Source organism: Synechococcus sp. WH 5701 (genome assembly GCF_000153045.1).
GTDB classification, from domain to species: Bacteria; Cyanobacteriota; Cyanobacteriia; order PCC-6307; family Cyanobiaceae; genus Regnicoccus_A; species Regnicoccus_A antarcticus.
Genome location: NZ_CH724159.1, coordinates 238,424 through 257,652 on the forward strand (window position 1 = coordinate 238,424; position 19,229 = coordinate 257,652).

A 19,229-nucleotide genomic window follows, 5' to 3' on the forward strand; every position below is an offset into this window, starting at 1 on the left:
ACACGGGGGCAATCATGGAATTGATTGCCAGTCTCTTTTTCCTCTCCAGCGGACTCTTTCTTGGCTGGTCGCTGGGAGCCAATGATGCCTCCAATGTGTTCGGTTCTGCCGTAGGCAGCCGCATGGTGCGGTTTTCGACCGCGGCCTTTCTCTGCAGCGTCTTCGTGATCATCGGGGCCGTCTCGGCCGGTGCCGGCGCCTCCGGTGGCCTCGAGGCCCTGGGTTCTGTGAATGCCCTGGCCGGTTCGTTCACCACAGCGCTGGCAGCGGCGGTCACGGTCTACTGGATGACCCGACTGGGGCTACCGGTCTCCACCACCCAGGCCGTGGTTGGGGCCATTGTGGGTTGGAACTGGTTCAGTGGGTCGATCACCGATCCGGGGCAACTGGCCAAGATCGTCGGCACATGGGTCTTCTGCCCCATTCTCGCTGGACTGTTCTCAGCGTTGTTGTACTTCCTCGCCGTCCGATGGATCGGTCGGCTGAAGCCCCACCTGCTGCGCCTCGATGCCAATGTGCGCTTCGGCCTTCTCCTGGGGGGCATCTTCGGCTCGTACAGCCTGGGGGCGAACAACATCGGCAATGTGATGGGTGTGTTCGTGGATTCGTCACCCTTCAGAGACATCAGATTCGAGAATGGCTGGGAGTTTTCAGGCCTTCAGCAGTTATTCCTGCTCGGCGCCATCGCGATTGCCGTTGGTGTCTATACCTTTTCAAGGCGGGTGATGATGACTGTGGGAGGCAGTCTGATGACCCTCTCCCCCATGGGTGCCCTTGTTGTGGTGGTGTCGAATTCCCTCGTGCTGTTCATCTTCTCCTCCAGCGCGCTCTCCAACCAGTTGGTGAACGTTGGACTACCAGCAATACCCCTGATTCCTGTTTCCAGTTCCCAGGCCGTGATCGGAGCCGTGATCGGGATCGGCTGCCTGCAGGGGATCAAGGGCCTGCGTCAGGTGCGCTGGGGTGTCCTGGTCAGGATCGCTTCCGGCTGGGTCACCACCCCGCTGATCGCCGCGGTGGTCGGACTCTGCATGCTCTTCGTCGTGCAGAACGTCTTTGGAGCGCAGGTGTACAAGGAAGTCTTTTTTCAGATCACGCCACCGGTGCTCCAGCGGCTGGCCTCTCAGGGGATTCCCATCTCCGACCTGCCCGTTCAGGTCAAGCCGATCGGCCAGGCGGTTCGCTTCCGCAAGGAACTTCGCAGACAGGTCCGATTGAGTCCGTCGGAGGAACAGTTGGCCATCGCGTCAGCAGAGATCGATCCCACGACGGTCGATTCCAGCAGGCTGAAGGACCTTGACCCCGCCTTCCTGAGCCCCGATCAAAGGGCTGCGATCGCTGGCCTAGAGGGTCGTTCGTTCCGCCATCGTTGGCAGCTGGAGGAGGCGCTGGCCCAGCAGAGTTCTGCGTGGAGGATGGGGGTCGACAGACCTGGCAATGAGCACCAGAACAAGCAACTTCAGCAGCAGATGCGCACCCTGGCGAAGCTTTTTCTTGTCAGTGGCGAAAGCTCGGATCACCCCTGATCAGCCTCCTTGCTCCGGTCCGACTCCCGCCCCAGCGATGAGCACAACAACCGAATGCTCCATGGCACGGTAGGGGCCCGCAGGGCATTCCGCTGCCTCCTCCCACGGCACGATGTCGCTGGGGGAGGGCCTAGAGGTATCGATCCAGCGGTGCCAGGGGCTGGATCCATCCGGTGTGATCATGGGCAGGGCGAACTCGAGGGGTTGCCAGTAGGCATTGAGGATCAGGTGGAGCCAGGCCTTGTCCTGCAGCAGCTTCACAGTCAGGGAGATGCTGTGGGATTGATCGCCCCAGTCGGGATGGTTCAGCCGGGTGCCATGCCACGCTTTTGAGGCCCGGCGAATGAGCGTGTTCAGGCTGGTGCGCTCCCGCTCCGAGCGAAGATCTCGCTGCAGGCGGCGAGCGATCAGCAGCTTGACGAAGCGATGCAGGTCGCCATGCCGCTGGAGAAGGGCCCAGTCGAACCAGTTGCTGGAGTCGTCGAGACCGTAGGCGTTGTTGTTGCCATGCTGGGTACGCCTGACCTCATCGCCCATCAGCAGCATGGGGACTCCCAGCGAGAGCAGGGTGACGGCGAAGAAGTTCCGGATCTGCCGGTTGCGCAGGTCTTCCACGGCAGAGTCATCGCTGGGTCCTTCCACCCCACAGTTCCAGCTCCGGTTGTCATCGGTCCCGTCACGGTTGTTCTCTCCGTTGGCTTCGTTGTGCTTGCCGTTGTAGGAAACCAGATCGTTGAGGGTGAATCCATCGTGACAGGTCACGAAATTGATGCTCTGCTCCGCTTCGCGCTCTTTATGTCCGTAGATCTGGGGGCTGCCGATGAGGCGATCAGCGAACCTGCCCAGCGAACCAGGCGCAGCGCGAAAGAAGTCACGGGCGTCGTCGCGAAAGCGGCCATTCCATTCACGCCAGCTGTCGCCGACGAAACTGCCCACCTGATAGAGCCCTGCTGCGTCCCAGGCTTCAGCGATCAGCTTGGTTCCCGCCAGCAGCGGATCCGACTCAATGTCCCAGAGAACGGGGGGATTGGGAAGCACATTCCCCGCAGAATCGCGCGAGAGGATGGAAGCAAGATCAAAACGAAAGCCATCCACATGCATCTCCCCAACCCAGTACCGCAGGCTGTCGACAATCATCCGTCGCACGACAGGATGGTTGGCGTTCAGGGTGTTGCCACACCCTGAAAAATCGGCGTATTGACTGCCCCCGTCCCTGAGGAGGTAGTAATTGGGATTGTCGATGCCTCGGAAGCAGAAGGTGGGCCCGTTCACTCCTCCTTCTGCCGTGTGGTTGAAGACCACATCGAGAATCACCTCAATCCCCGCATGATGCAGGGCCTTGACCATGTCCCGGAATTCATCGACAGCCTCCAGGGGGTCTTCCCCGCAGCTGTAGCCCGGATGGGGCGCGAAGAATCCCAGGGGTTGGTAACCCCAGTAGTTCACATGGCCGGATGGGGCGGCCTGGCGATCGAAGGCGAACACCGGCAACAGCTCCACAGCTGTGATGCCGAGATCCTGGAGATAGGGGATCTTCTCGATCAGACCGGCATAGGTTCCCCGCCGCTCCGCTGAAACGCCCGAATTTGGATGGGCCGTGAATCCCCGCACATGCATCTCATAGATGATCGTGCGGGCACAGGGATGGCGTAGAGGCTGGTCATCCTGCCAGTCGTAGGCTCCCGGATCGACGACCACACTTTTCATGGCTTCGGAGCCCTCCGGGACTGCCACAGCCCTTCCATAGGGATCGAGCAACACCCGGGAGGGATCGAAGTACAAGCCGCGCGAAGGGTCCCAGGGACCATGGACCCGGTAGCCATACAGCTGACCAGGCTCCACACCCGGCACGAAGCCATGCCAATAGTGGTAGGTGCGATTCGTCTGGGGATCAAGGGTGACCACCCGTGATGGGTGGGTCTCGTTCACCCCGTCGAACAGCAGAAGGTCAACGGCTGATGCCGTTCTGGAAAACAGGCTGAAGTTGGCACCACCATGCTCCAGCGTGGCGCCGATCGGGTGGCTGCGACCCTGGGTGGAATCGTGCATGGGATCGGTCTGCAGGAATCAAGTGAGCACGGAGCCCTCCACGAAGGGATCTCCTGTCACAAGAGCCCGTAGGTTTGCTCCTGTGGTGCGCGCAATGTCCATCAGGGCTTCATGGGTGAGAAAGGCCTGATGGGCCGTGATCAGCACATTTGGGAAAGTCAGCATTCGTGCCAGAAGATCGTCCTGTAGCACGGTTCCGGAAAGATCTTCGAAGAATACCCCTTCCTCCTCTTCATAGACGTCAAGTGCAACGCCACCGAGACGGCCGGACTTCAGGGCTTCGATCAGGGCTGCGGTATCGATGAGTGCCCCTCGACTCACATTCACCAGGATCACACCAGGTTTCATGCAGTCGATTGTTTCGCGGCGAATGATATGGTGCGTTTCCGGAGTCAGCGGAATGTGGAGGGAAATGACATCGCTGAGACTTGCCAGAGTGAACGGATCCACGTAGGTGATGCCTTCACGGGCTGCCCATGCTGCATCGGGGTAGGGGTCGTAGGCGACAACCACCATGCCGAAGCCGCGCAGGATGCGAGCAACGATGCGGCCGATCTTGCCGGTTCCTACAATTCCCGCAGTTTTGGCGTTCAGATCAAACCCAACCAGCCCCTGCAGAGAGAAATTCAGTTCTCTGACGCGATTGAAGGCGCGGTGGACCCTGCGGTTGAGAGCAAGCAGCAAGGCCACGGCATGTTCCGCTACGGCGTAAGGCGAATAGATGGGAACCCGGGTGACAGTGATCCCAAGTTCACGGGCTGCGGCGAGATCGACATTGTTGAACCCGGTGCAGCGCAAGGCAAGCAGTTCCGTGCCCTGGGCGGAAAGCTGCTTCAGGCACTCCCTGTCAACGACGTCATTGACGAACACGCAGACGGCGCGGTCACCACGGGCGGCGCCTGCGGTCTCGGCACTGAGACGAAAGGAGAGAAAACGCAGGTGAATGTCTGCGCCCGCTGCAGCAGGTAGGTGAATGCGGTCGTAAGGCTTGGTGTCAAAGATTGCTGCGGAACAGCCAGCGGGTCCCATGCTGCTCTCCTGCACTGGCGTTCAAAGACTCTTGGTAATCTAGCCAGCTTCCCGCACAGGCCTGAACTCAGTCAAAGACAGCAGAGCATCTCACAGCGTGCAGGATCAATGGGGGTCTCCACGATTGACCAGTGCGAAGGTCGAATGCAGGGTTGTAGCGAACGCTGATGTTGCGAAAACATCCACGGTGACACAAGCCCCACCTTGATAACGGCGGCTGCGCGTGGCGTCGTCAGCCTGAACTGTTGCGAGGTTCATTCCCCAAACGTCACCTGGCAGGAGGCATTGAGCAACTGGGCTTCCTCGGGGGTTCCTGGCGGCTCCCCATCCAGCAGGCCCTGCTCGCAGTCCGCCGTGAGCTGATAAATCGTGCCCTCTCGCTCTGCCCAGAACTTGGTTGCTGAGGCCCCGACCGGCTCAACGCTCTCGTAGCGAAGGCCGATGTCCGTTTCGGGAACGATCACCGTTGGGTTCCCAGACTCAGTAGCCACGTCGACCAGGTTGTTGATCACCGACGTGGCCGCCAGAGCACCGAGACCCCAGCCCACTGCCCTGGAATCCCACCATCCCCAGGCAGGTCTGCGCGAGCGTCCATACCAGCCCCAGCCCCAGGGACGGGCACGTCGCCAGCCCCGTCGCGCCCACCCGGGTGTGCGCCGATCAATCCGGTTGGGACGAACCGCCCGCCGCCAGAGATCGGACGAGCGTCCGCCGCGCCAGACAGTCCCGGGCCTGCCCCGGTTGATGTTGCGAATGGTCCGGTTCAGGTTGTTCCGTCGACCGGAGTTGATCCCTCTGACGCCCCGTGTGCTTCGGCTCCAGCCGCCGCTGGGCCTGAAGCTGCCACGATTCACTCCCTGCCTGCCGAAGCCCGTTCGCCCGCGGCCACCCGGAGACAACCTCATTCCGCCCCCGCGACGGCCACCTCCTCCTCCGCGACGGCCACCTCCACCTGCGCCTCCTCGTCTGGCGATGGTCTCGTTCAGGTCAGACGCCGGAAGGACGTCGACACCGACAGCAACGCTCTGGCTCCAGTGTTGCGACTGAGGATGGATCACCTCCGCACCGCAAGGTGTTCCAACCACCACACTCAGCAGCAGCGACGTGGCGGCCAGAGCAAGGCTGGAGGGACGCTTGAGTGTCATAGACCCGCTCCGATGGCCTGGCCGCAGCCGTCATCAAAACAGGAGGTTTTCACCCGGCCGTCGGCGTCGAACAGGACCTTGACCAGATCACGCTCCCGGTATTCACCGGGGCGCTGCTCATAGAGGCTGCTCAGGAAATTGGGATTGACCACACAGAATTCACGTCCGTTGAAGCAGACCGTATTCGTCGAAAACTGCGCTGAGGCCGAGGCAACGGATTTCCACGTCTTCGTCTGTGGGTTGAAGCGCTCGATCCGGTTTTCGGGATCGTCGGAGATTCTGATCAGCTCAACCTGATTGCCGATGCGGTGGCGGTAGTAGGTGATGGTGCCCTGATCGTAGACATCGACCAGGCATTTCTGAATGGGACCCTGCTTGATGGAGCAATCGGTCTCAAGTTCGTACAGGGGTTTCTGGTCTGGCGGGATGCTTTGGGCCGTGGCAGGAGAGGCCAGAAACGATGCCCCTGCAAGCAGCAGCGCGAAGAATCGCCTTGCGGGAAGTGGCATCACTGGTGCTTACTTAATCTTTGTACTGCAGCCTCGCAGAGAGAGGCGCCTTTGTGGTGGATCCGAAGGCAATGAAGCATATCTTCACGGCCTGCCTCGGCGAAGTGTGAAGTGGAGTGAATTCCGGAGAAATCTGCCATTGGTTTGATTTGTCCAGGCAATACTTCCGGTTCTCTTCGTGCCGGGGATTCTCCTTGTCCTCAGGATCCTGATCGTGTGCCATGCAGCGGCTCCATTGACCAGAACAGCACTGGGGCCTTCTCAGTGCCTCGCCTCAAAGAGGATCTCGGCAGGTCAGCACAAGCTCTAGGGCAAGATTCTCAAATCGTTGACGGCACGTCCGCTCCAGCCGATCCCGCAACAGATCCACATCCAGGGCCGACAGGGCCGTTTGGGGATCGATGTACAGCACTCCCAGAACGGCACGACCTGAGCTGAACACGGCGTCGTCAACCAGCCGGATGTCCTGCGATTCCAGTTCCTGCCTGGCCATGGCGTGAACTGCCTGCCGGACCGTGGAACTGGCGGCAACGCCACCCAGCTCACGCAGCGCATGCCTGAGGCTCCGCAGCGGTCTCACCACCAACAACCCACACAACAGCAGAACGATCCAGGCATCACTCACCGGCACCATCCCCGCCAGTGGCGTTTCAAGCAGAAGGGGAGTGATGGCAAAGGCGATTCCCAGGCCGGCACTGAGGGCTGCACCCACCAGAGTGGCTCGCCGTTCCATGGCCAGCAGCTGGCTTTGCCTGCCGCCGCGCCGCCAGTGCTGGTGATGATTCCAGGCGATCAACAGACCGAGAGCCACCATCACAAGGGAGTACAGCACGATTCCTCCAATCCAGGGCGCGACGACTTTCGTGCCCTGGAGATGGCCCAGAATCCGGTCGATGGAGCTGATCGAGGCGAACAGTAGGATTCCCAGCAGCAGGAGTGATCGACTCCCGGTGTACAGGGTTTCCAGTGCCCAGTAGCCGAAGGGATACCGGCGGTTAGGCGGCCGCAGCAGCTGGCTGCTCAATCGTGCCGCCACGAGAATCATCAGCGCATTCAAGCCTGATACCAGGCCATCCAGGGCCAGTGCCTGTGCACTGCAGATCCAGGATGCGATCGCTCCTGTCAGGGCCATGATCAGGTTGATTCCGACCGCGAACTGCAGAGACCGCGATTCTTGATTGACCATACCGAGCCTGGAGTGCTCTGTTCATGAATGGAGAACAGTACTTCGGTTCTCAGCCAAAGGAGGATCTGAGTTGCCCATTTTCATGGACACCAATCAGATCTTCAAGGGAGTGAATACCGAGGCTGTGATGAACTGCTGCGGGGCATTGATCGAGCACCAGTTACCAATCGTGGATTCACGGCTCTTGCGTTTGACGTCACTGTCCCAGGGGATCGAGCGCCACCACCCGCGACGGCTGCGTGTCGTTCACCCAGCCGAATACGGCTGGACGATCGGCTGCTCCCCCTTCGTGCTGGTGGTGGAATCCCCGAACCGCCGTACCTCCCACGGCAGCCGCTCTGGCCTGGGATCGAGAGCGATCGCATCCTCAGCCCCGTGCGGGGTCTGCTGGAGTGATGGCTCCTGAGGGGTCGTCGACCCAAAGCACTTAACGGATTCTTGACGCCGGCGACTTAGGGAACCCCTGAAAAACCCGCTAAAATCAGTCCAGATCCAAGACTGAGACTGGAACGGATGGCCGACCCTCTCCAGCTGGGCTTCACGGACTACGAGCAGATCTACGCCAAAAAGAGGACGCGCCGCCAGCGCTTCTTGGATGAGATGGAGGCCACGGTTCCCTGGGAAGCGTTTCTGGCCTTGATTGAGCCCGTGTATCACAAGCCCTCCAGCAAAGGAGGTCGTCCGCCGATTCCTTTGGAGGTGATGCTGCGGATCCATCTGCTGCAGCAGTGGTTCACGCTTTCAGATCCATTGATGGAGGAGATGCTGATCGATACGCCCTGCTTCCGCCGCTTCGCAGGGATCGAGACGATGGATGGCCGGATCCCTGATGAGACGACGATTCTCAACTTTCGCCATCTGCTGGAAGAGCACCGGATCGCGGAGCAGATTCTTGAGGGTGTGAACCAGATGCTTAGCGAGAGAGGAGTGATGCTGAGGGAAGGAACGATCCTTGATGCCACGATAATCAATGCCCCCAGCTCCACCAAGAACAAGGCCAAGGAGAGGGATCCTGACATGCACTCAGTGGCCAAGGGCAAGCAGTGGTTCTTTGGAATGCGCTGCCACATCGGAGTTGATGCCGCATCTGGCCTGGTCCACTCTGTTGAGAGCACCGCCGCCAATGTTCATGAGCTGAACACAGCAGCTGAACGGCTCCATGGGGATGAACGCCTCATCTACGGCGATGCCGGCCACATCGGCATCGAGAAACGAAACGACTTCCAGGACTGCGAGGCTGAGTTCAGGATTGCGATGAAGCCCGGCCAGCGCAGAGTGCTTCCAGAGACACCTGAGGGCAGGCTTCTTGATCTGATTGAGACGGCGAAAGCCCACTTCCGCGCCAAAGTGGAACATCCCTTTCGAATCATCAAATGTCAGTTCGGCTTCCGGAAGGTCTTCTACAGAGGTATCCGCAAGAACGACCTCAAGCTGAAGTTGCTCTTTGCCCTGGCAAACCTCTGGATGGTACGGGAACGGATACCTGATTCAGCGTAAAGCAAGGGTATAGTGTGTCTAAAGACCGATAATCATCCAGAAATCAAGCCAAAACGAATGGTGGGAACTGCCTGAAGTCTTTTCAAGGGCTTCTCTGAGCGAAAAGTGGGCTAAATCTGCTCAGTATCGTCTCATTGATGAGAATGAGACTAGATTATTCGGATTAAGGCGTCTTGATCAGAGGTTCCTTAGGTTCTGACCAACAACCAGTGGAGAGTGAAGGCATGGTGTCCACCACCCAGTCCTCAGATCCGGCGGCCACCCCCGCCGATTCCGATCAGGAGCTCACTCTCCTCGACGCCTGGTGGCGCGCCGCCAACTATCTGGCGGTGGGGATGATCTACCTGCGCGCCAACCCCCTCCTGGCCGAACCCCTGCGCCATGAGCACATCAAGGCGAGGCTGCTGGGGCACTGGGGGTCATCGCCGGGCCAGGCCTTCCTGTGGGCCCATGCCAACCGGGTGATCCGTCGCCACGACCTCGACATGATCTACCTGTCGGGTCCGGGCCACGGCGCGCCCGGCGTACTGGGTCCGACGTACCTCGACGGCAGCTACAGCGAGGTGTATCCCGACAAGAGTCGGGACACCGAAGGGATGCAGCGCTTCTTCAAGCAGTTCTCCTTCCCTGGCCACATCGGCAGCCACTGCACCCCGGAAACCCCCGGTTCGATCCACGAGGGCGGCGAACTCGGCTACGTGCTCTCCCATGCCTGCGGGGCGGTGTTCGACAACCCCGACCTGATCGCCCTGGCCTGCGTGGGCGACGGCGAGGCCGAGACCGGCCCCTTGGCCACCTCCTGGCACATCAACAAGTTCCTCAACCCGATCGGCGACGGGGCGGTGCTGCCGGTGCTGCACCTCAACGGCTACAAGATCGCCAACCCCACCCTGCTGGCACGGATTCCGCGGGAGGAACTGGCCAGCCTGATGCGGGGCTACGGCTGGGAGCCGCTGTTCGTGGAGGGCCATGAGCCCATGGCCATGCACCGGGCCATGGCGTCGGCCATGGACGAGGCGGTGGCCCGCATCCTGCAGATCCGGGCCGAGGCCCGCCGCAGCGGCGAGGCGGTGCGTCCCGCCTGGCCGATGATCGTGCTGCGCTCCCCCAAGGGCTGGACCGGTCCTGCGGAACTCCACGGCAAGAAGCTGGAGGGGTTCTGGCGGTCCCACCAGGTGCCGCTGCCGGCCCCGAACAAGGACCCCGAGCAATTGGCGATGCTTGAGGCCTGGCTGCGCAGCTATCGCCCCGAAGAGCTGTTTGACGCCGACGGAACCCTCCGCTCCGAGCTCCAGGCTCTCTCGCCCCAGGGACCGCGGCGGATGGGCTCCAGCCCCCACGCCAACGGCGGCCTGCTGCGCCGCAAGCTGCGGCTGCCGCCGATCGAGAGCTACGCCGTGCCGGTGGAGCGTCCAGGGCAATCGGAGCACGAGAACACCGCCCCCCTTGGGGCCCTGCTGCGCGACATCATCGGCACGAACCCCGATTCGATGCGGGTGTTCGGCCCCGATGAGACCGCTTCCAACCGCCTGCAGGCCATCTACGAGGTGAGCAAGAAGGTCTGGATGGAGGAGCTGCTGCCGGAGGACGCGGGGGGCAGCGAGCTGGCCCGCAGCGGCCGGGTGGTGGAGATGCTCAGCGAGCACACCCTGGTGGGAATGATGGAGGGCTACCTGCTCACCGGCCGCTACGGCTTCTTCCACACCTACGAGGCCTTCGCCCATGTGATCGCCTCGATGTTCAATCAGCACGCCAAGTGGCTGGAATCCTGCATCCACCACGCACCGTGGCGGGCACCCATCGGCCCCTGGAACTGTCTGATCTCCTCCACCGTCTGGCGCCAGGACCACAACGGCTTCACCCACCAGGATCCCGGCTTCATCGATCTGGCCGGCAACAAGAGCGGCGAGGTGGTGCGCGTCTATCTGCCGCCGGATGCCAACTGCCTGCTGGCGGTGGCCGAGGAGGCGCTGATGGAGACCAACGTCTGCAACATCATCGTCTCCGACAAGCAGAAGCATCTGCAGTACATGACCCTCGAGCAGGCCCGCGCCCATGTGAGCAAGGGCATCGGCATCGTGTCCTGGGCCAGCAACGACGACTGCGGCACCGACCCCGATGAACCAGATGTGGTGATGGCCTGCGCCGGCGACATCCCCTCCAAGGAGACCCTGGCGGCGGTGGAGATCCTGCGGAGGGAGATTCCCCAGCTCAAGATCCGTGTGCTCAATGTGGTGAAGCTGTTTGCCCTGACCCAGCCGAGCGAGCATCCCCACGGCCTCTCCGACCGTGATTTCGACACCCTGTTCACCACCGACAAACCGGTGATCTTCAATTTCCACGGCTATCCCTGGCTGATCCACCGGCTCACCTACCGACGCACCAACCATGCGAACCTGCACGTGCGGGGCTACAAGGAAAAGGGCAACATCAACACGCCGCTGGAGCTGGCGATGAACAACCAGATCGACCGCTTCAATCTGGTGATGGATGTGATCGATCGTGTGCCCGCGCTCGGCTACAGGGTCGCCCACGTGAAGGAACGGATGAAGGATGCCATCCATCGCCACCGTGAGTACGCCCACACCCACGGCCAGGACTCGCCGGAGGTGACCGACTGGCGCTGGACTCTTCCGCTCGAGAGCTAGGAGTGGGCCACCCGGTGCCAGCCGCTCGCGGGCAGGCGGCCGTTCTGGTCCTGAACGCGGGCAGCTCCAGCCTCAAGGCGGCGCTGTTCAGCCGGGACGGAGACTGCCTCTGGCGCGAGCAACGCTCCTGGTGCCCCGACCCCCACTCCGGCGACGGCCAGGGCAGCGGGTCCATGGAACAGGTGCTGGATCACTGGCTGCCCCCAGCTCTGGCGGGTCAGGACAGTGACCTGCTCCTGGCGGCCCATCGGGTCGTTCATGGCGGTGAGCGTTTCACCGCCCCCACCCGGCTCGATCCAGACGTGCTCGGTGTGCTGGAGGAGCTGGTGAGCCTGGCACCGCTGCACAACGGTCCGGCCCTGAGGTTGATGCGCTGGTTGATCCGCTGGCGTCCCCACCTGCCCCAGTGGGCCTGCTTCGATACGGCCTTCCACAGCACCCTGCCACCGGAAGCCAGCACCTATGCCCTGCCGCAGGCCTGGAGGGAGCAGGGTCTGCGCCGGTTCGGCTTCCACGGTCTGAGCCATCAGCATGTCAGTGAAACGGTCAGCCACCGCTGCACAGGCCGTGAGCCGGCAGCCGCTGGGCCTCTTCGTCTGATCAGCTGCCATCTGGGAGCCGGCTGCTCGCTCTGTGCCATTAGAGCTGGCCGAAGCCTGGCCACCACCATGGGGTTCACGCCCCTGGAAGGGCTGGTGATGGCCACCCGCAGCGGCTCGGTGGATCCGGGTCTGTTGCTGCATCTGCTGCGGCAAGGTCTTTCACCCGCCCGGCTGGAGCAGTCCCTCCAGAGCGAGAGCGGGCTGCTCGGGCTCTCCGGCCTGAGTGGCGACATGCGTGAGCTGAGGCGGGCCGCGGAGGCTGGCCATGACGGCGCCACCCTGGCCCTGGCCGTGTTCCGTCAGAGTCTGCTCTGCGGCATCGGGGCGATGGCCGCATGCCTGGGGGGAGTGGATGTGATCGCCCTGACCGGCGGCATCGGCGAACACGACGACGCCCTGCTGGCGGACCTGGAGGACGCCCTGGCCTGGCTGAGGCCTTTCGAGCTGCTGCGCATCCCGGCCGATGAGGAGGGGGTGATCGCCCGCAGTTGCCTGGCCCGGATGCAGGCGGCCCCGTGATCCGGCCATGGGGCCAGCGCAGCCGCGGCTAGAGCACCTGACCGACCATCACGGCGGCGAGGGCAGAGAAGAGGGTGATCCCCAGGGCCGTGAGGGGGTTCTGTCCCTGGGCCACCGCGAAACTGGTGACGACGCCGGCTCCAAGACAGGCGACGACGATTTGAGTGGCGGCGGAGGGACGATCCACGCGGATGGCTACGACTGAGCGGAACCGTAGGGAGCGTTTCCGGGATCGCCAGGACGGATCCGGGGTTTTGTTACGGGGCGTCGGGGTTCGTTACAGGCCGCAACCAGGAAGCCGGCCGGGCCCGACCGGTGCTGGCCCACTGCTTGAGGGCATCAAGCTGCTCCCTGGCCGTGCGCGAGAGGGGCACCAGGTCGCTGGCGGCGGCGATCAGATCCGCCTCGCCGAACTCCCGATGGGACGCAAAGGCCAGGTGCATGGCCTCCACCACCGTCTGCTCCAGTTCGGCCCCCGAGAATCCGGCTGTGCGGTCCACCACCACATCCAGGGGAATGCGGTGGTCGGGGCGGCGGCGGCGCAGCTGCAGGTCGAGAATCGTGCGCCGCTCGGCGGCATCGGGCAGATCCAGCAGGAAGATCTCATCGAAGCGGCCCTTGCGCATCAGCTCCGGTGGCAGGCTCTCCACCCCGTTGGCGGTGGCCACCACGAACACCGCCGAGCGCTTCTCCGCCATCCAGGTGAGCAGGCTGGCCAGCACCCGCTGGCTGGTGCCGCCATCGCTGCGGCTGTCGCCGCCGAAGCCCTTGTCGATCTCGTCGATCCAGAGCACGCAGGGGGCCATGGCTTCGGCGCGGCGGATCATGTCGCGGGTGCGGGCCTCACTGGCGCCCACCAGGCCGGCGAACAGCCGCCCCACATCCAGGCGCAGCAGCGGCATGGCCCAGCTGTGGGCGATCGCCTTGGCGGTGAGGGATTTGCCGGTGCCCTGGGGGCCCACCAGCAGCACGCCTCGCGGCAGGGGCAGGCCATAGGCGGCGGCCTCGTCGCTGAAGGCCAGCCGCCGCTGCTCCAGCCAGTGCTTGAGCGCCTCCAGCCCGCCGATGTCGGCGGGGCTGGCCTCGGTGGGGCAGTACTCCAGCAGTTCGCTGCGGGCAATGGCCTGGCGCTTCTCCTCCAGCACCTCCGCCAGATCCGGTTCTCCCAGCTGGCCGCGCCGGGCCAGGGCCCGCGCCGCCACCTGACGGATGCGCTGTTCACTCAGGCCGCTGCAGCAGTGGGTGAGCTGCTCGAGCACCCCGGGGCTCAGGGGGTGGCCGCAGGCCTGGCCGATGCTCTCCAGCAGCGAGCGGATCTCACCAGCATTGGGCAGGGGCAGGTCGAGGATGGTGAGACATTCCTCCAGCTCCCGAGGCACCTGCCATTCCGGGGCGGTGATCACCAGGGTGCGGGGTTTCTGGCGCAGGCTGGTGGACAGGTTGCGCAGCCGGCGGCCGATGCCCGGGTCGTCGCAGTAGCGGTGGAAATCGAGCAGCAGCAGGATCGCCGCCTGATCCGGGGGCAGGCTCTCGATCGCCTCCAGTGCTCCCATCGGATTGCGCGTGGCCTCGCCCTCGCGGTTCGGCAGACCCTGGAGCCCTTCGACGAAATCCCAACGCAACAGGGTGCGCTGGCCGAGGCGTTGAGCAGCACGCTGAAGAAGGGTGGCGATGCGCTCCTCCTCGGGGCTGCGGATCCAGAGGATCGGCGCACGGGCTCGGATCAACAGATCAAGCTGATCGGCCCACTCCTCGCTCATCGCCACTGGCGCAGGGCCGACCAGCGTGGATCGATGGGGTCTCCCCCGTCGGTCGTGGAGGAGGATTCCAGGCTGGCCTCAGGGTGCTCCAGCAGCGCCGGTCCTGGGCAGTCGGGGCCACAGCGGTTCTGCAGGGGAAGCTGCAGGCTGAGTTGCTCGAACAGCCAGCGGGCAGGATCGAAGTCGCCGCGCGGATCGAGGCTCTCGATCAGCTCGCAGTCAGCGAGGTCATCGCCCAGTTGATCGGCCTCTCCGAGCCAGAGGCGTTCCTCCCCCCGGAAGTGCAGGGCGTGGTTGTAGTCGCTCAGGCAGCAGTCGCAGCAGAGGGTGACGATGGTTTCGGCCTCCCCCTCCACTTCAAGCACCGGCTCGGCGTGGCGGACACTCAACCAGCCCCGCACCGGGGTGAGGCTCTCGAGATCGTCCAGCTGCTGCTCGACAGCCCATAGCCGTGGTTCCTGGAGCAGGCGGAGCTCCTGCAGGGGCACGGGCCGCAGCAGGGATGGTTCAGGCAACGGCGAGGGACGCCGCGTCATCACTTCTTGCCCTTGGGCTCGAAGGGCAAGCGCTCAGCCCCGCCGCTGCTGGCGGCCACCGCCACCGTCTGCTGGCTCAGTTGCTGATCGAGGATGTCCTGCAGGTTCTCAGGCAGGGCCTCCCGGCTGAGCAGAAAGGTCTGCAGGGCCTGGAAGATGTTGGCCACCACCATGTAGAGCAGCACCCCCGCGGGCAGGGGGAAGAACAGGAACATGCCGGTGATCATCACCGGAGTGATCTTGTTGGCTGTCGATTGCTGCGGGTTCGGCGGCATGCCGGCCCCAGAGAGGATCTGGGAGATGAACAGGCTGGCGCCGAAGGCTCCCACCAGGATGGCGATGTCCCAGTTGACCGCCCCGTCGGTGTAGAAGCCCACCTGGCCGAGGGCCTTGATGAACAGGAATCCGCTGCGGGCCGCCAGGCCAGGCACGGTGGCTTCCACCGTGGCATCACCAGGGGCGATCGCCTCGATCAGCCCGGACTCACTCACCCGCACCACACCCTCGCCTTTGCTCACGCTCCAGGCCGGGGCGAACTTGGCGCCGTTCTCCACCCCTTCGAGGACGCTGCTGAAGGGCTGCCCGTCCTTGGTGTGCAGGTTGACCTGGGCTGAGTCGCCGATGCCGAGCTTGGTGCCGGCCTCGAGGCTGGCGACCACAGGCACATGGCTGGTTTCGGTGATGAAGATCGAGTGGCTGGCGCTGTTGAACGGTTTGATCTCCACAGCCGCGATCTGATCGGCCGGCAACACCTTGAGATTGAGGGTGTAGGGCACATCGGCGAAGGGTGAACCGCGCAGGGTGGCGAACAGGGCGAAGAGGATTGGCATCTGCACCAGCAGCGGCAGACAGCCGGCCAGGGGGCTGCCGAACTCCTTCATCAGCTTGCCCAGTTCCTCCTGCTGTTTCTGGGGGTTGCTGGCGTAGCGGCTTTTGATCTCCGCCTGACGCTTCTGCATCACGGGCTGGGCGATGCGCATGCGCCGGGCACTGCGGATCGAGCCTGCACTCAGGGGGAAGAGGGCCAGCCGGATCACCACGGTGAGGGCGATGATCGCCAGCCCGTAACTCGGCACCAGCCCATAGAAGAAGTCGAGGATGGGCAGCAGCAGGTTGTCGGAGATGTAGCCGATCACAGCGGGGAGGCGGCGGAAGGGTGAGGGTTTGGCACAGTGTGCCCGAGCAGCCGATCAGAGTGGCGCCGATGCGGGCAAATCCCGCCCGCAGGTCTCGGGTAGGAGGCCTGGGCCTGGGGTTCAGGCACTGGCAGCCTGGGGGTCGGCGAATCCTTTGGTGTCGGCTGGGACCTTGGCGCCGCCGCGACGGGCCATCTGCTCGAGGATGTAGGCCTCGGTTTCGCGGAAGCGGGGCAGGGATCGCATCTCAAGTTTGGCCCCGTCGGTCAGCACCAGCACCATGTCGCCCCAGGCGCCGAAGCCGCGGGGCACCGAGCGCACCTCCCGCACCTGGCTGTAGACCACCTGAGTCCGGTCGCGGCCCAGCCAGCCACCGCTGACTGAAATCCGTCGGCTGGTGATGCGGAAGCGCAGCCAGAGGGCCCGCACGATCGCTCCGACGGCGAAGGGAATGCCGATCAGAGTGAGGCCGAAGAGCAGGTTGAACAGCAGATCTCCGCGGGCCGGTCCCCCCTCGTAGAACGTGGTTTCGGTCACCTCAACGGTCATGGACTCAGGCCTGCCTTGCGGAACAGCTCGGAACATTCTCCCAGCAAGGCCTCGTGACTGGCCTCGAGGCAGCCTGGCTTGAGGCTGAGCAGTAGCCATAGACCGTTGGAGTCAGCGGGCCAATGGCCGCACTGCTCGCACAGCCAGCCGTGCAGCAGCCGCCTGAGCCGATTGCGCCGTACCGACCGCTTGCTCACCTTGGTGCTCACCACCACGGCGCAGCGGCAACCTTGGAATGGCGCCTGACTCAGAGGGGGGCGCAGCAGTGAGGGCTCACCGACCACAGAGCGCAGCACGAGGTAGGTGCCATGGAAGCGGCGGCCCTTGCGATACAGGTGATCAAAGGCTTTGTCGCCCCGCAGGCGCAGATCCCTGGGCAGGGCCATGGGGCGAGAAGGCTCCCTTCAGGCCTCAGACGGCCAGGCGAGCACGGCCGCGGCGACGGCGGGTGCGAATCACGCGGCGGCCGGTGTGGGACCGCATCCGCACGCGGAACCCAGACACCCGTTTGCGCTTACGGCTCGTTCCTTCCAGGGTGCGCTTGGTCATGGTGCGTCTCGGCTTCTGGCCAGTTATCGATCAATCAACTTAACAGCCGGGGGTCAATCGATCCCCGGGTCGATCTGGATCAGCCAGCTGCCCAGGTAGCCGCCAAAGGGCACATCACCCGGAGCCTGGGCCAGGGCATTGAACTGGTACATGCCGATGTTGAACGGATTGAAGAGCGACATGTAAACGCCGATGGTGCCATCAACCGGTACGGGCCGCTCCGGGAAGATTTCGATCGACTTGCCGCTGGCATTCACTTCAATGACGGCAGGAATCGTTTCCTTGCAACGGGTGCGTGAGAGCATCCCGCCTTCTTGCATCACGCAGAGCTTGATGTCTTTCGGGTCGATCTTGGCGTCGAAGTTGTTGGGAACGTCAATCGTGAGCTTGAGCATGGCCGTCTTGCGATCCTTCGGCCTGAGAATCAGGTAATACTCCGAGCGCTTCAACCGCGAGGTGTCGGTCATGAAGTAGTAGAGCCGGCGGTAGTCCTTGTTGTTATCCCAGCGAAACTCCAGCAGGCTGGGAGTGCCCTGGGCAAGGCTGACCGCCGGGGCGATGCCGGCGCCAGCGCCCGCCACCACGGCCCCCAGGCCCACCCCCACGGCAGCCATCAGCAGGCCGGCGCGGCTCGGCAAGGTGGCCGTCAGACGGCGCAGCCGTTGTTGCAGGGTCGGGAGGGTCATGGAGAGCGGATGAGGGGCGGCCAGCGCAAGGCGGGCCCGGGTGTTCTCTGGATTCTCGGCCGGCGCCAGCGGGGCCAGCCCCGCGGGGGGGCAGCGGCGCAGCTGTCAGTTGTGACCGGATCTGTCCGGCCTCAGCCGGGCAGCCCCCCTCAGGTAGGGGTGGAGGGGTGGTCGGCCTGGCTCCATCCAGGCGTGGGCCAGCAGACGGATGCAGCGGGGAAGGTCTCCGGCCACGGCCATCTGCTGACAGTCGAGCAGGGCGACCCCGTCCCAGCCGGGCTGCCGCCGGGCGACCGCTGCGGGGAAGCCGGCATCGAGATCGGCGGTGACCGAAAAGGTCACCGACAGCACCCATGCACCACTGAGCCCGTTGCCGTCGATCAGGCTGGCGAGCAGTTCGCTCACCGCCTCCTCAATGGCAGCTGCGGTGTTGGCCGTGGCGGTGGTGGCGCCCCGCAGCGCCCGCAGCTCCCGTTCCTCGCTCATGGCCGCCAGAGCCACAGTGGTTGACCGCACCAGGCCAGCTCCATGCTGAGAGCCTGCTGCAGACCTCCCAACAGGTTGAGGCCGGGGATCAGGCCCGCCAGCCGTTTCGGGGGCTTGCCGAAGATCACCGGCTGGGTCTTCGTCTCATCCAGACCGGCCAGCCGTGCCGCCAGCCTGCGGGCATGCTCTTCGTCGCCGAGTTCGTCGATCAGCCCCAGGGCAATGGCCTGGGCACCGCTGAACACCCGCCCGTCAGCGAATCCGCGCACCTCGCTCTCGTTCAGTCCGCGGCCCGTGGCCACCGCCTCGACGAACTGGCTGTAGCTCGAGTCGATCAGCCCCTGCAGCAGCGCCCGTTCATCAGCGGTCAGGGCCCGGTCCGGCGAGAGGATGTCCTTGTACAACCCGCTTTTGACGGTCTCGAAGCTGATGCCGATGCGTTCCAGCAGCTTCGAAATGTTGTTGCCGCGCAGGATCACGCCGATCGAGCCCGTGATCGTGCCGGGGTTGGCCACGATCTTCTCGGCAGCCACCCCCACATACACGCCTCCGGAGGCGGAGATGTTGCCGAAGCTGGCCACCACGCGGCAGCCCTTGCTGCGCAGGCGGCCGATGGCCGCATGGATCTCCTGGCTGTCGCCCACCGTGCCGCCGGGGCTGTCGATGCGCAGCAGCAGCGCCGGGAATTCCCTCTCCTCCACCTGGCGGAGAGCCTTGACCACCCGCTCCCGGGTCGGGCCTGAGATCGCCCCCTCGATCGCGATCCTCGCCATGCTCTTACGGGACTTGCGGCGCCAGGGCCAGGGCATGCGATGCA

At 63.8% G+C, this 19,229-nt stretch carries 20 protein-coding genes; 5 read left to right on the plus strand and 15 right to left on the minus strand.

Annotated elements, in window-relative coordinates:
• Positions 1-14 precede the first annotated feature (14 nt).
• Entirely contained in the window at positions 15-1,526 is a 1,512-nt protein-coding gene (locus WH5701_RS02115) for an inorganic phosphate transporter (protein WP_006170244.1), read from the plus strand.
• Here WH5701_RS02115 and WH5701_RS02120 read toward each other — a convergent pair whose 3' ends face one another.
• The 5 genes from WH5701_RS02120 to WH5701_RS02140 all read right to left on the minus strand — a co-directional run bounded on the left by WH5701_RS02120 (position 1,527) and on the right by WH5701_RS02140 (position 7,444).
• Positions 1,527-3,575, minus strand: coding sequence for a glycogen-debranching protein (locus tag WH5701_RS02120; protein ID WP_006170245.1), 2,049 nt, complete (start codon positions 3,573-3,575; stop codon positions 1,527-1,529).
• An 18-nt stretch (positions 3,576-3,593) separates the two neighbouring features.
• Complete coding sequence (locus tag WH5701_RS02125) at positions 3,594-4,604, minus strand: 2-hydroxyacid dehydrogenase (protein ID WP_037980059.1); 1,011 nt, start codon at positions 4,602-4,604, stop codon at positions 3,594-3,596.
• Positions 4,605-4,858: 254 nt separating this feature from the next.
• The gene (locus WH5701_RS17400; RefSeq protein WP_156776496.1) at positions 4,859-5,458 is read right to left on the minus strand and encodes a hypothetical protein; all 600 of its coding nucleotides are present in this window, start codon (positions 5,456-5,458) and stop codon (positions 4,859-4,861) included.
• Between the two features lie 287 nt (positions 5,459-5,745).
• Positions 5,746-6,258 carry a hypothetical protein gene (locus tag WH5701_RS02135; protein ID WP_006170248.1) on the minus strand — a complete coding sequence of 171 codons (513 nt, stop codon included), beginning with the start codon at positions 6,256-6,258 and terminating at the stop codon, positions 5,746-5,748.
• A 274-nt stretch (positions 6,259-6,532) separates the two neighbouring features.
• Positions 6,533-7,444 carry a cation transporter gene (locus WH5701_RS02140; RefSeq protein WP_006170249.1) on the minus strand — a complete coding sequence of 304 codons (912 nt, stop codon included), beginning with the start codon at positions 7,442-7,444 and terminating at the stop codon, positions 6,533-6,535.
• Positions 7,445-7,634: 190 nt separating this feature from the next.
• Here WH5701_RS02140 and WH5701_RS02145 point away from each other — a divergent pair, with 190 nt between their 5' ends.
• The 4 genes from WH5701_RS02145 to WH5701_RS02160 all read left to right on the plus strand — a co-directional run bounded on the left by WH5701_RS02145 (position 7,635) and on the right by WH5701_RS02160 (position 12,710).
• Positions 7,635-7,850 carry a hypothetical protein gene (locus tag WH5701_RS02145; RefSeq protein ID WP_232201763.1) on the plus strand — a complete coding sequence of 72 codons (216 nt, stop codon included), beginning with the start codon at positions 7,635-7,637 and terminating at the stop codon, positions 7,848-7,850.
• 107 nt (positions 7,851-7,957) lie between these two features.
• A complete protein-coding gene (locus WH5701_RS02150) occupies positions 7,958-8,941 on the plus strand; it encodes an IS5 family transposase (protein WP_006170118.1) in 984 nt (327 codons plus the stop codon).
• Positions 8,942-9,165: 224 nt separating this feature from the next.
• Positions 9,166-11,589, plus strand: a complete 2,424-nt coding sequence (locus tag WH5701_RS02155; protein ID WP_006170251.1) for a phosphoketolase — start codon at positions 9,166-9,168, stop codon at positions 11,587-11,589.
• 2 nt (positions 11,590-11,591) lie between these two features.
• The gene (locus WH5701_RS02160; protein WP_006170253.1) at positions 11,592-12,710 is read left to right on the plus strand and encodes an acetate/propionate family kinase; all 1,119 of its coding nucleotides are present in this window, start codon (positions 11,592-11,594) and stop codon (positions 12,708-12,710) included.
• Between the two features lie 28 nt (positions 12,711-12,738).
• Here the strand turns inward: WH5701_RS02160 and WH5701_RS17930 are convergent, their stop codons facing one another.
• The 10 genes from WH5701_RS17930 to sppA all read right to left on the minus strand — a co-directional run bounded on the left by WH5701_RS17930 (position 12,739) and on the right by sppA (position 19,221).
• Positions 12,739-12,897, minus strand: coding sequence for a hypothetical protein (locus WH5701_RS17930; RefSeq protein WP_006170254.1), 159 nt, complete (start codon positions 12,895-12,897; stop codon positions 12,739-12,741).
• A gap of 70 nt (positions 12,898-12,967) precedes the next feature.
• Positions 12,968-14,470, minus strand: coding sequence for an AAA family ATPase (locus tag WH5701_RS02165; protein ID WP_006170256.1), 1,503 nt, complete (start codon positions 14,468-14,470; stop codon positions 12,968-12,970).
• Positions 14,467-15,006, minus strand: coding sequence for a DUF177 domain-containing protein (locus tag WH5701_RS02170; RefSeq protein ID WP_050751365.1), 540 nt, complete (start codon positions 15,004-15,006; stop codon positions 14,467-14,469). Before WH5701_RS02170 ends, WH5701_RS02165 begins: the two co-directional genes overlap by 4 nt.
• Complete coding sequence (gene yidC, locus WH5701_RS02175) at positions 15,006-16,142, minus strand: membrane protein insertase YidC (protein WP_006170258.1); 1,137 nt, start codon at positions 16,140-16,142, stop codon at positions 15,006-15,008. Before yidC ends, WH5701_RS02170 begins: the two co-directional genes overlap by 1 nt.
• 120 nt (positions 16,143-16,262) lie before the next feature.
• Positions 16,263-16,691 carry a PH domain-containing protein gene (locus WH5701_RS02180; RefSeq protein WP_006170259.1) on the minus strand — a complete coding sequence of 143 codons (429 nt, stop codon included), beginning with the start codon at positions 16,689-16,691 and terminating at the stop codon, positions 16,263-16,265.
• The gene (locus WH5701_RS02185; RefSeq protein ID WP_006170260.1) at positions 16,688-17,077 is read right to left on the minus strand and encodes a ribonuclease P protein component; all 390 of its coding nucleotides are present in this window, start codon (positions 17,075-17,077) and stop codon (positions 16,688-16,690) included. Before WH5701_RS02185 ends, WH5701_RS02180 begins: the two co-directional genes overlap by 4 nt.
• Positions 17,078-17,102: 25 nt before the next feature.
• Complete coding sequence (gene rpmH, locus WH5701_RS16550; protein ID WP_006170261.1) at positions 17,103-17,240, minus strand: 50S ribosomal protein L34; 138 nt, start codon at positions 17,238-17,240, stop codon at positions 17,103-17,105.
• A gap of 53 nt (positions 17,241-17,293) precedes the next feature.
• Entirely contained in the window at positions 17,294-17,926 is a 633-nt protein-coding gene (locus WH5701_RS02190) for a DUF2808 domain-containing protein (protein WP_006170262.1), read from the minus strand.
• A gap of 105 nt (positions 17,927-18,031) precedes the next feature.
• The gene (gene aroH / locus WH5701_RS02195; protein ID WP_037980073.1) at positions 18,032-18,412 is read right to left on the minus strand and encodes a chorismate mutase; all 381 of its coding nucleotides are present in this window, start codon (positions 18,410-18,412) and stop codon (positions 18,032-18,034) included.
• Positions 18,409-19,221, minus strand: a complete 813-nt coding sequence (gene sppA, locus WH5701_RS02200) for a signal peptide peptidase SppA (RefSeq protein WP_006170264.1) — start codon at positions 19,219-19,221, stop codon at positions 18,409-18,411. Before sppA ends, aroH begins: the two co-directional genes overlap by 4 nt.
• Positions 19,222-19,229: the final 8 nt, after the last annotated feature.

Excerpts from the sequence above, each read along its gene's own strand:
- WH5701_RS02115 (WP_006170244.1), top strand. The coding sequence starts at position 15 with ATGGAATTGATTGCCAGTCTCTTTTTCCTCTCCAGCGGACTCTTTCTT.
- WH5701_RS02120 (WP_006170245.1), bottom strand. The coding sequence starts at position 3,575 with ATGCACGATTCCACCCAGGGTCGCAGCCACCCGATCGGCGCCACGCTG.
- WH5701_RS02125 (WP_037980059.1), bottom strand. The coding sequence starts at position 4,604 with ATGGGACCCGCTGGCTGTTCCGCAGCAATCTTTGACACCAAGCCTTAC.
- WH5701_RS02135 (WP_006170248.1), bottom strand. The coding sequence starts at position 6,258 with ATGCCACTTCCCGCAAGGCGATTCTTCGCGCTGCTGCTTGCAGGGGCA.
- WH5701_RS02140 (WP_006170249.1), bottom strand. The coding sequence starts at position 7,444 with ATGGTCAATCAAGAATCGCGGTCTCTGCAGTTCGCGGTCGGAATCAAC.
- WH5701_RS02150 (WP_006170118.1), top strand. The coding sequence starts at position 7,958 with ATGGCCGACCCTCTCCAGCTGGGCTTCACGGACTACGAGCAGATCTAC.
- WH5701_RS02155 (WP_006170251.1), top strand. The coding sequence starts at position 9,166 with ATGGTGTCCACCACCCAGTCCTCAGATCCGGCGGCCACCCCCGCCGAT.
- WH5701_RS02165 (WP_006170256.1), bottom strand. The coding sequence starts at position 14,470 with ATGAGCGAGGAGTGGGCCGATCAGCTTGATCTGTTGATCCGAGCCCGT.
- WH5701_RS02170 (WP_050751365.1), bottom strand. The coding sequence starts at position 15,006 with ATGACGCGGCGTCCCTCGCCGTTGCCTGAACCATCCCTGCTGCGGCCC.
- WH5701_RS02180 (WP_006170259.1), bottom strand. The coding sequence starts at position 16,691 with ATGACCGTTGAGGTGACCGAAACCACGTTCTACGAGGGGGGACCGGCC.
- WH5701_RS02185 (WP_006170260.1), bottom strand. The coding sequence starts at position 17,077 with ATGGCCCTGCCCAGGGATCTGCGCCTGCGGGGCGACAAAGCCTTTGAT.
- rpmH (WP_006170261.1), bottom strand. The coding sequence starts at position 17,240 with ATGACCAAGCGCACCCTGGAAGGAACGAGCCGTAAGCGCAAACGGGTG.
- WH5701_RS02190 (WP_006170262.1), bottom strand. The coding sequence starts at position 17,926 with ATGACCCTCCCGACCCTGCAACAACGGCTGCGCCGTCTGACGGCCACC.
- aroH (WP_037980073.1), bottom strand. The coding sequence starts at position 18,412 with ATGAGCGAGGAACGGGAGCTGCGGGCGCTGCGGGGCGCCACCACCGCC.
- sppA (WP_006170264.1), bottom strand. The coding sequence starts at position 19,221 with ATGCCCTGGCCCTGGCGCCGCAAGTCCCGTAAGAGCATGGCGAGGATC.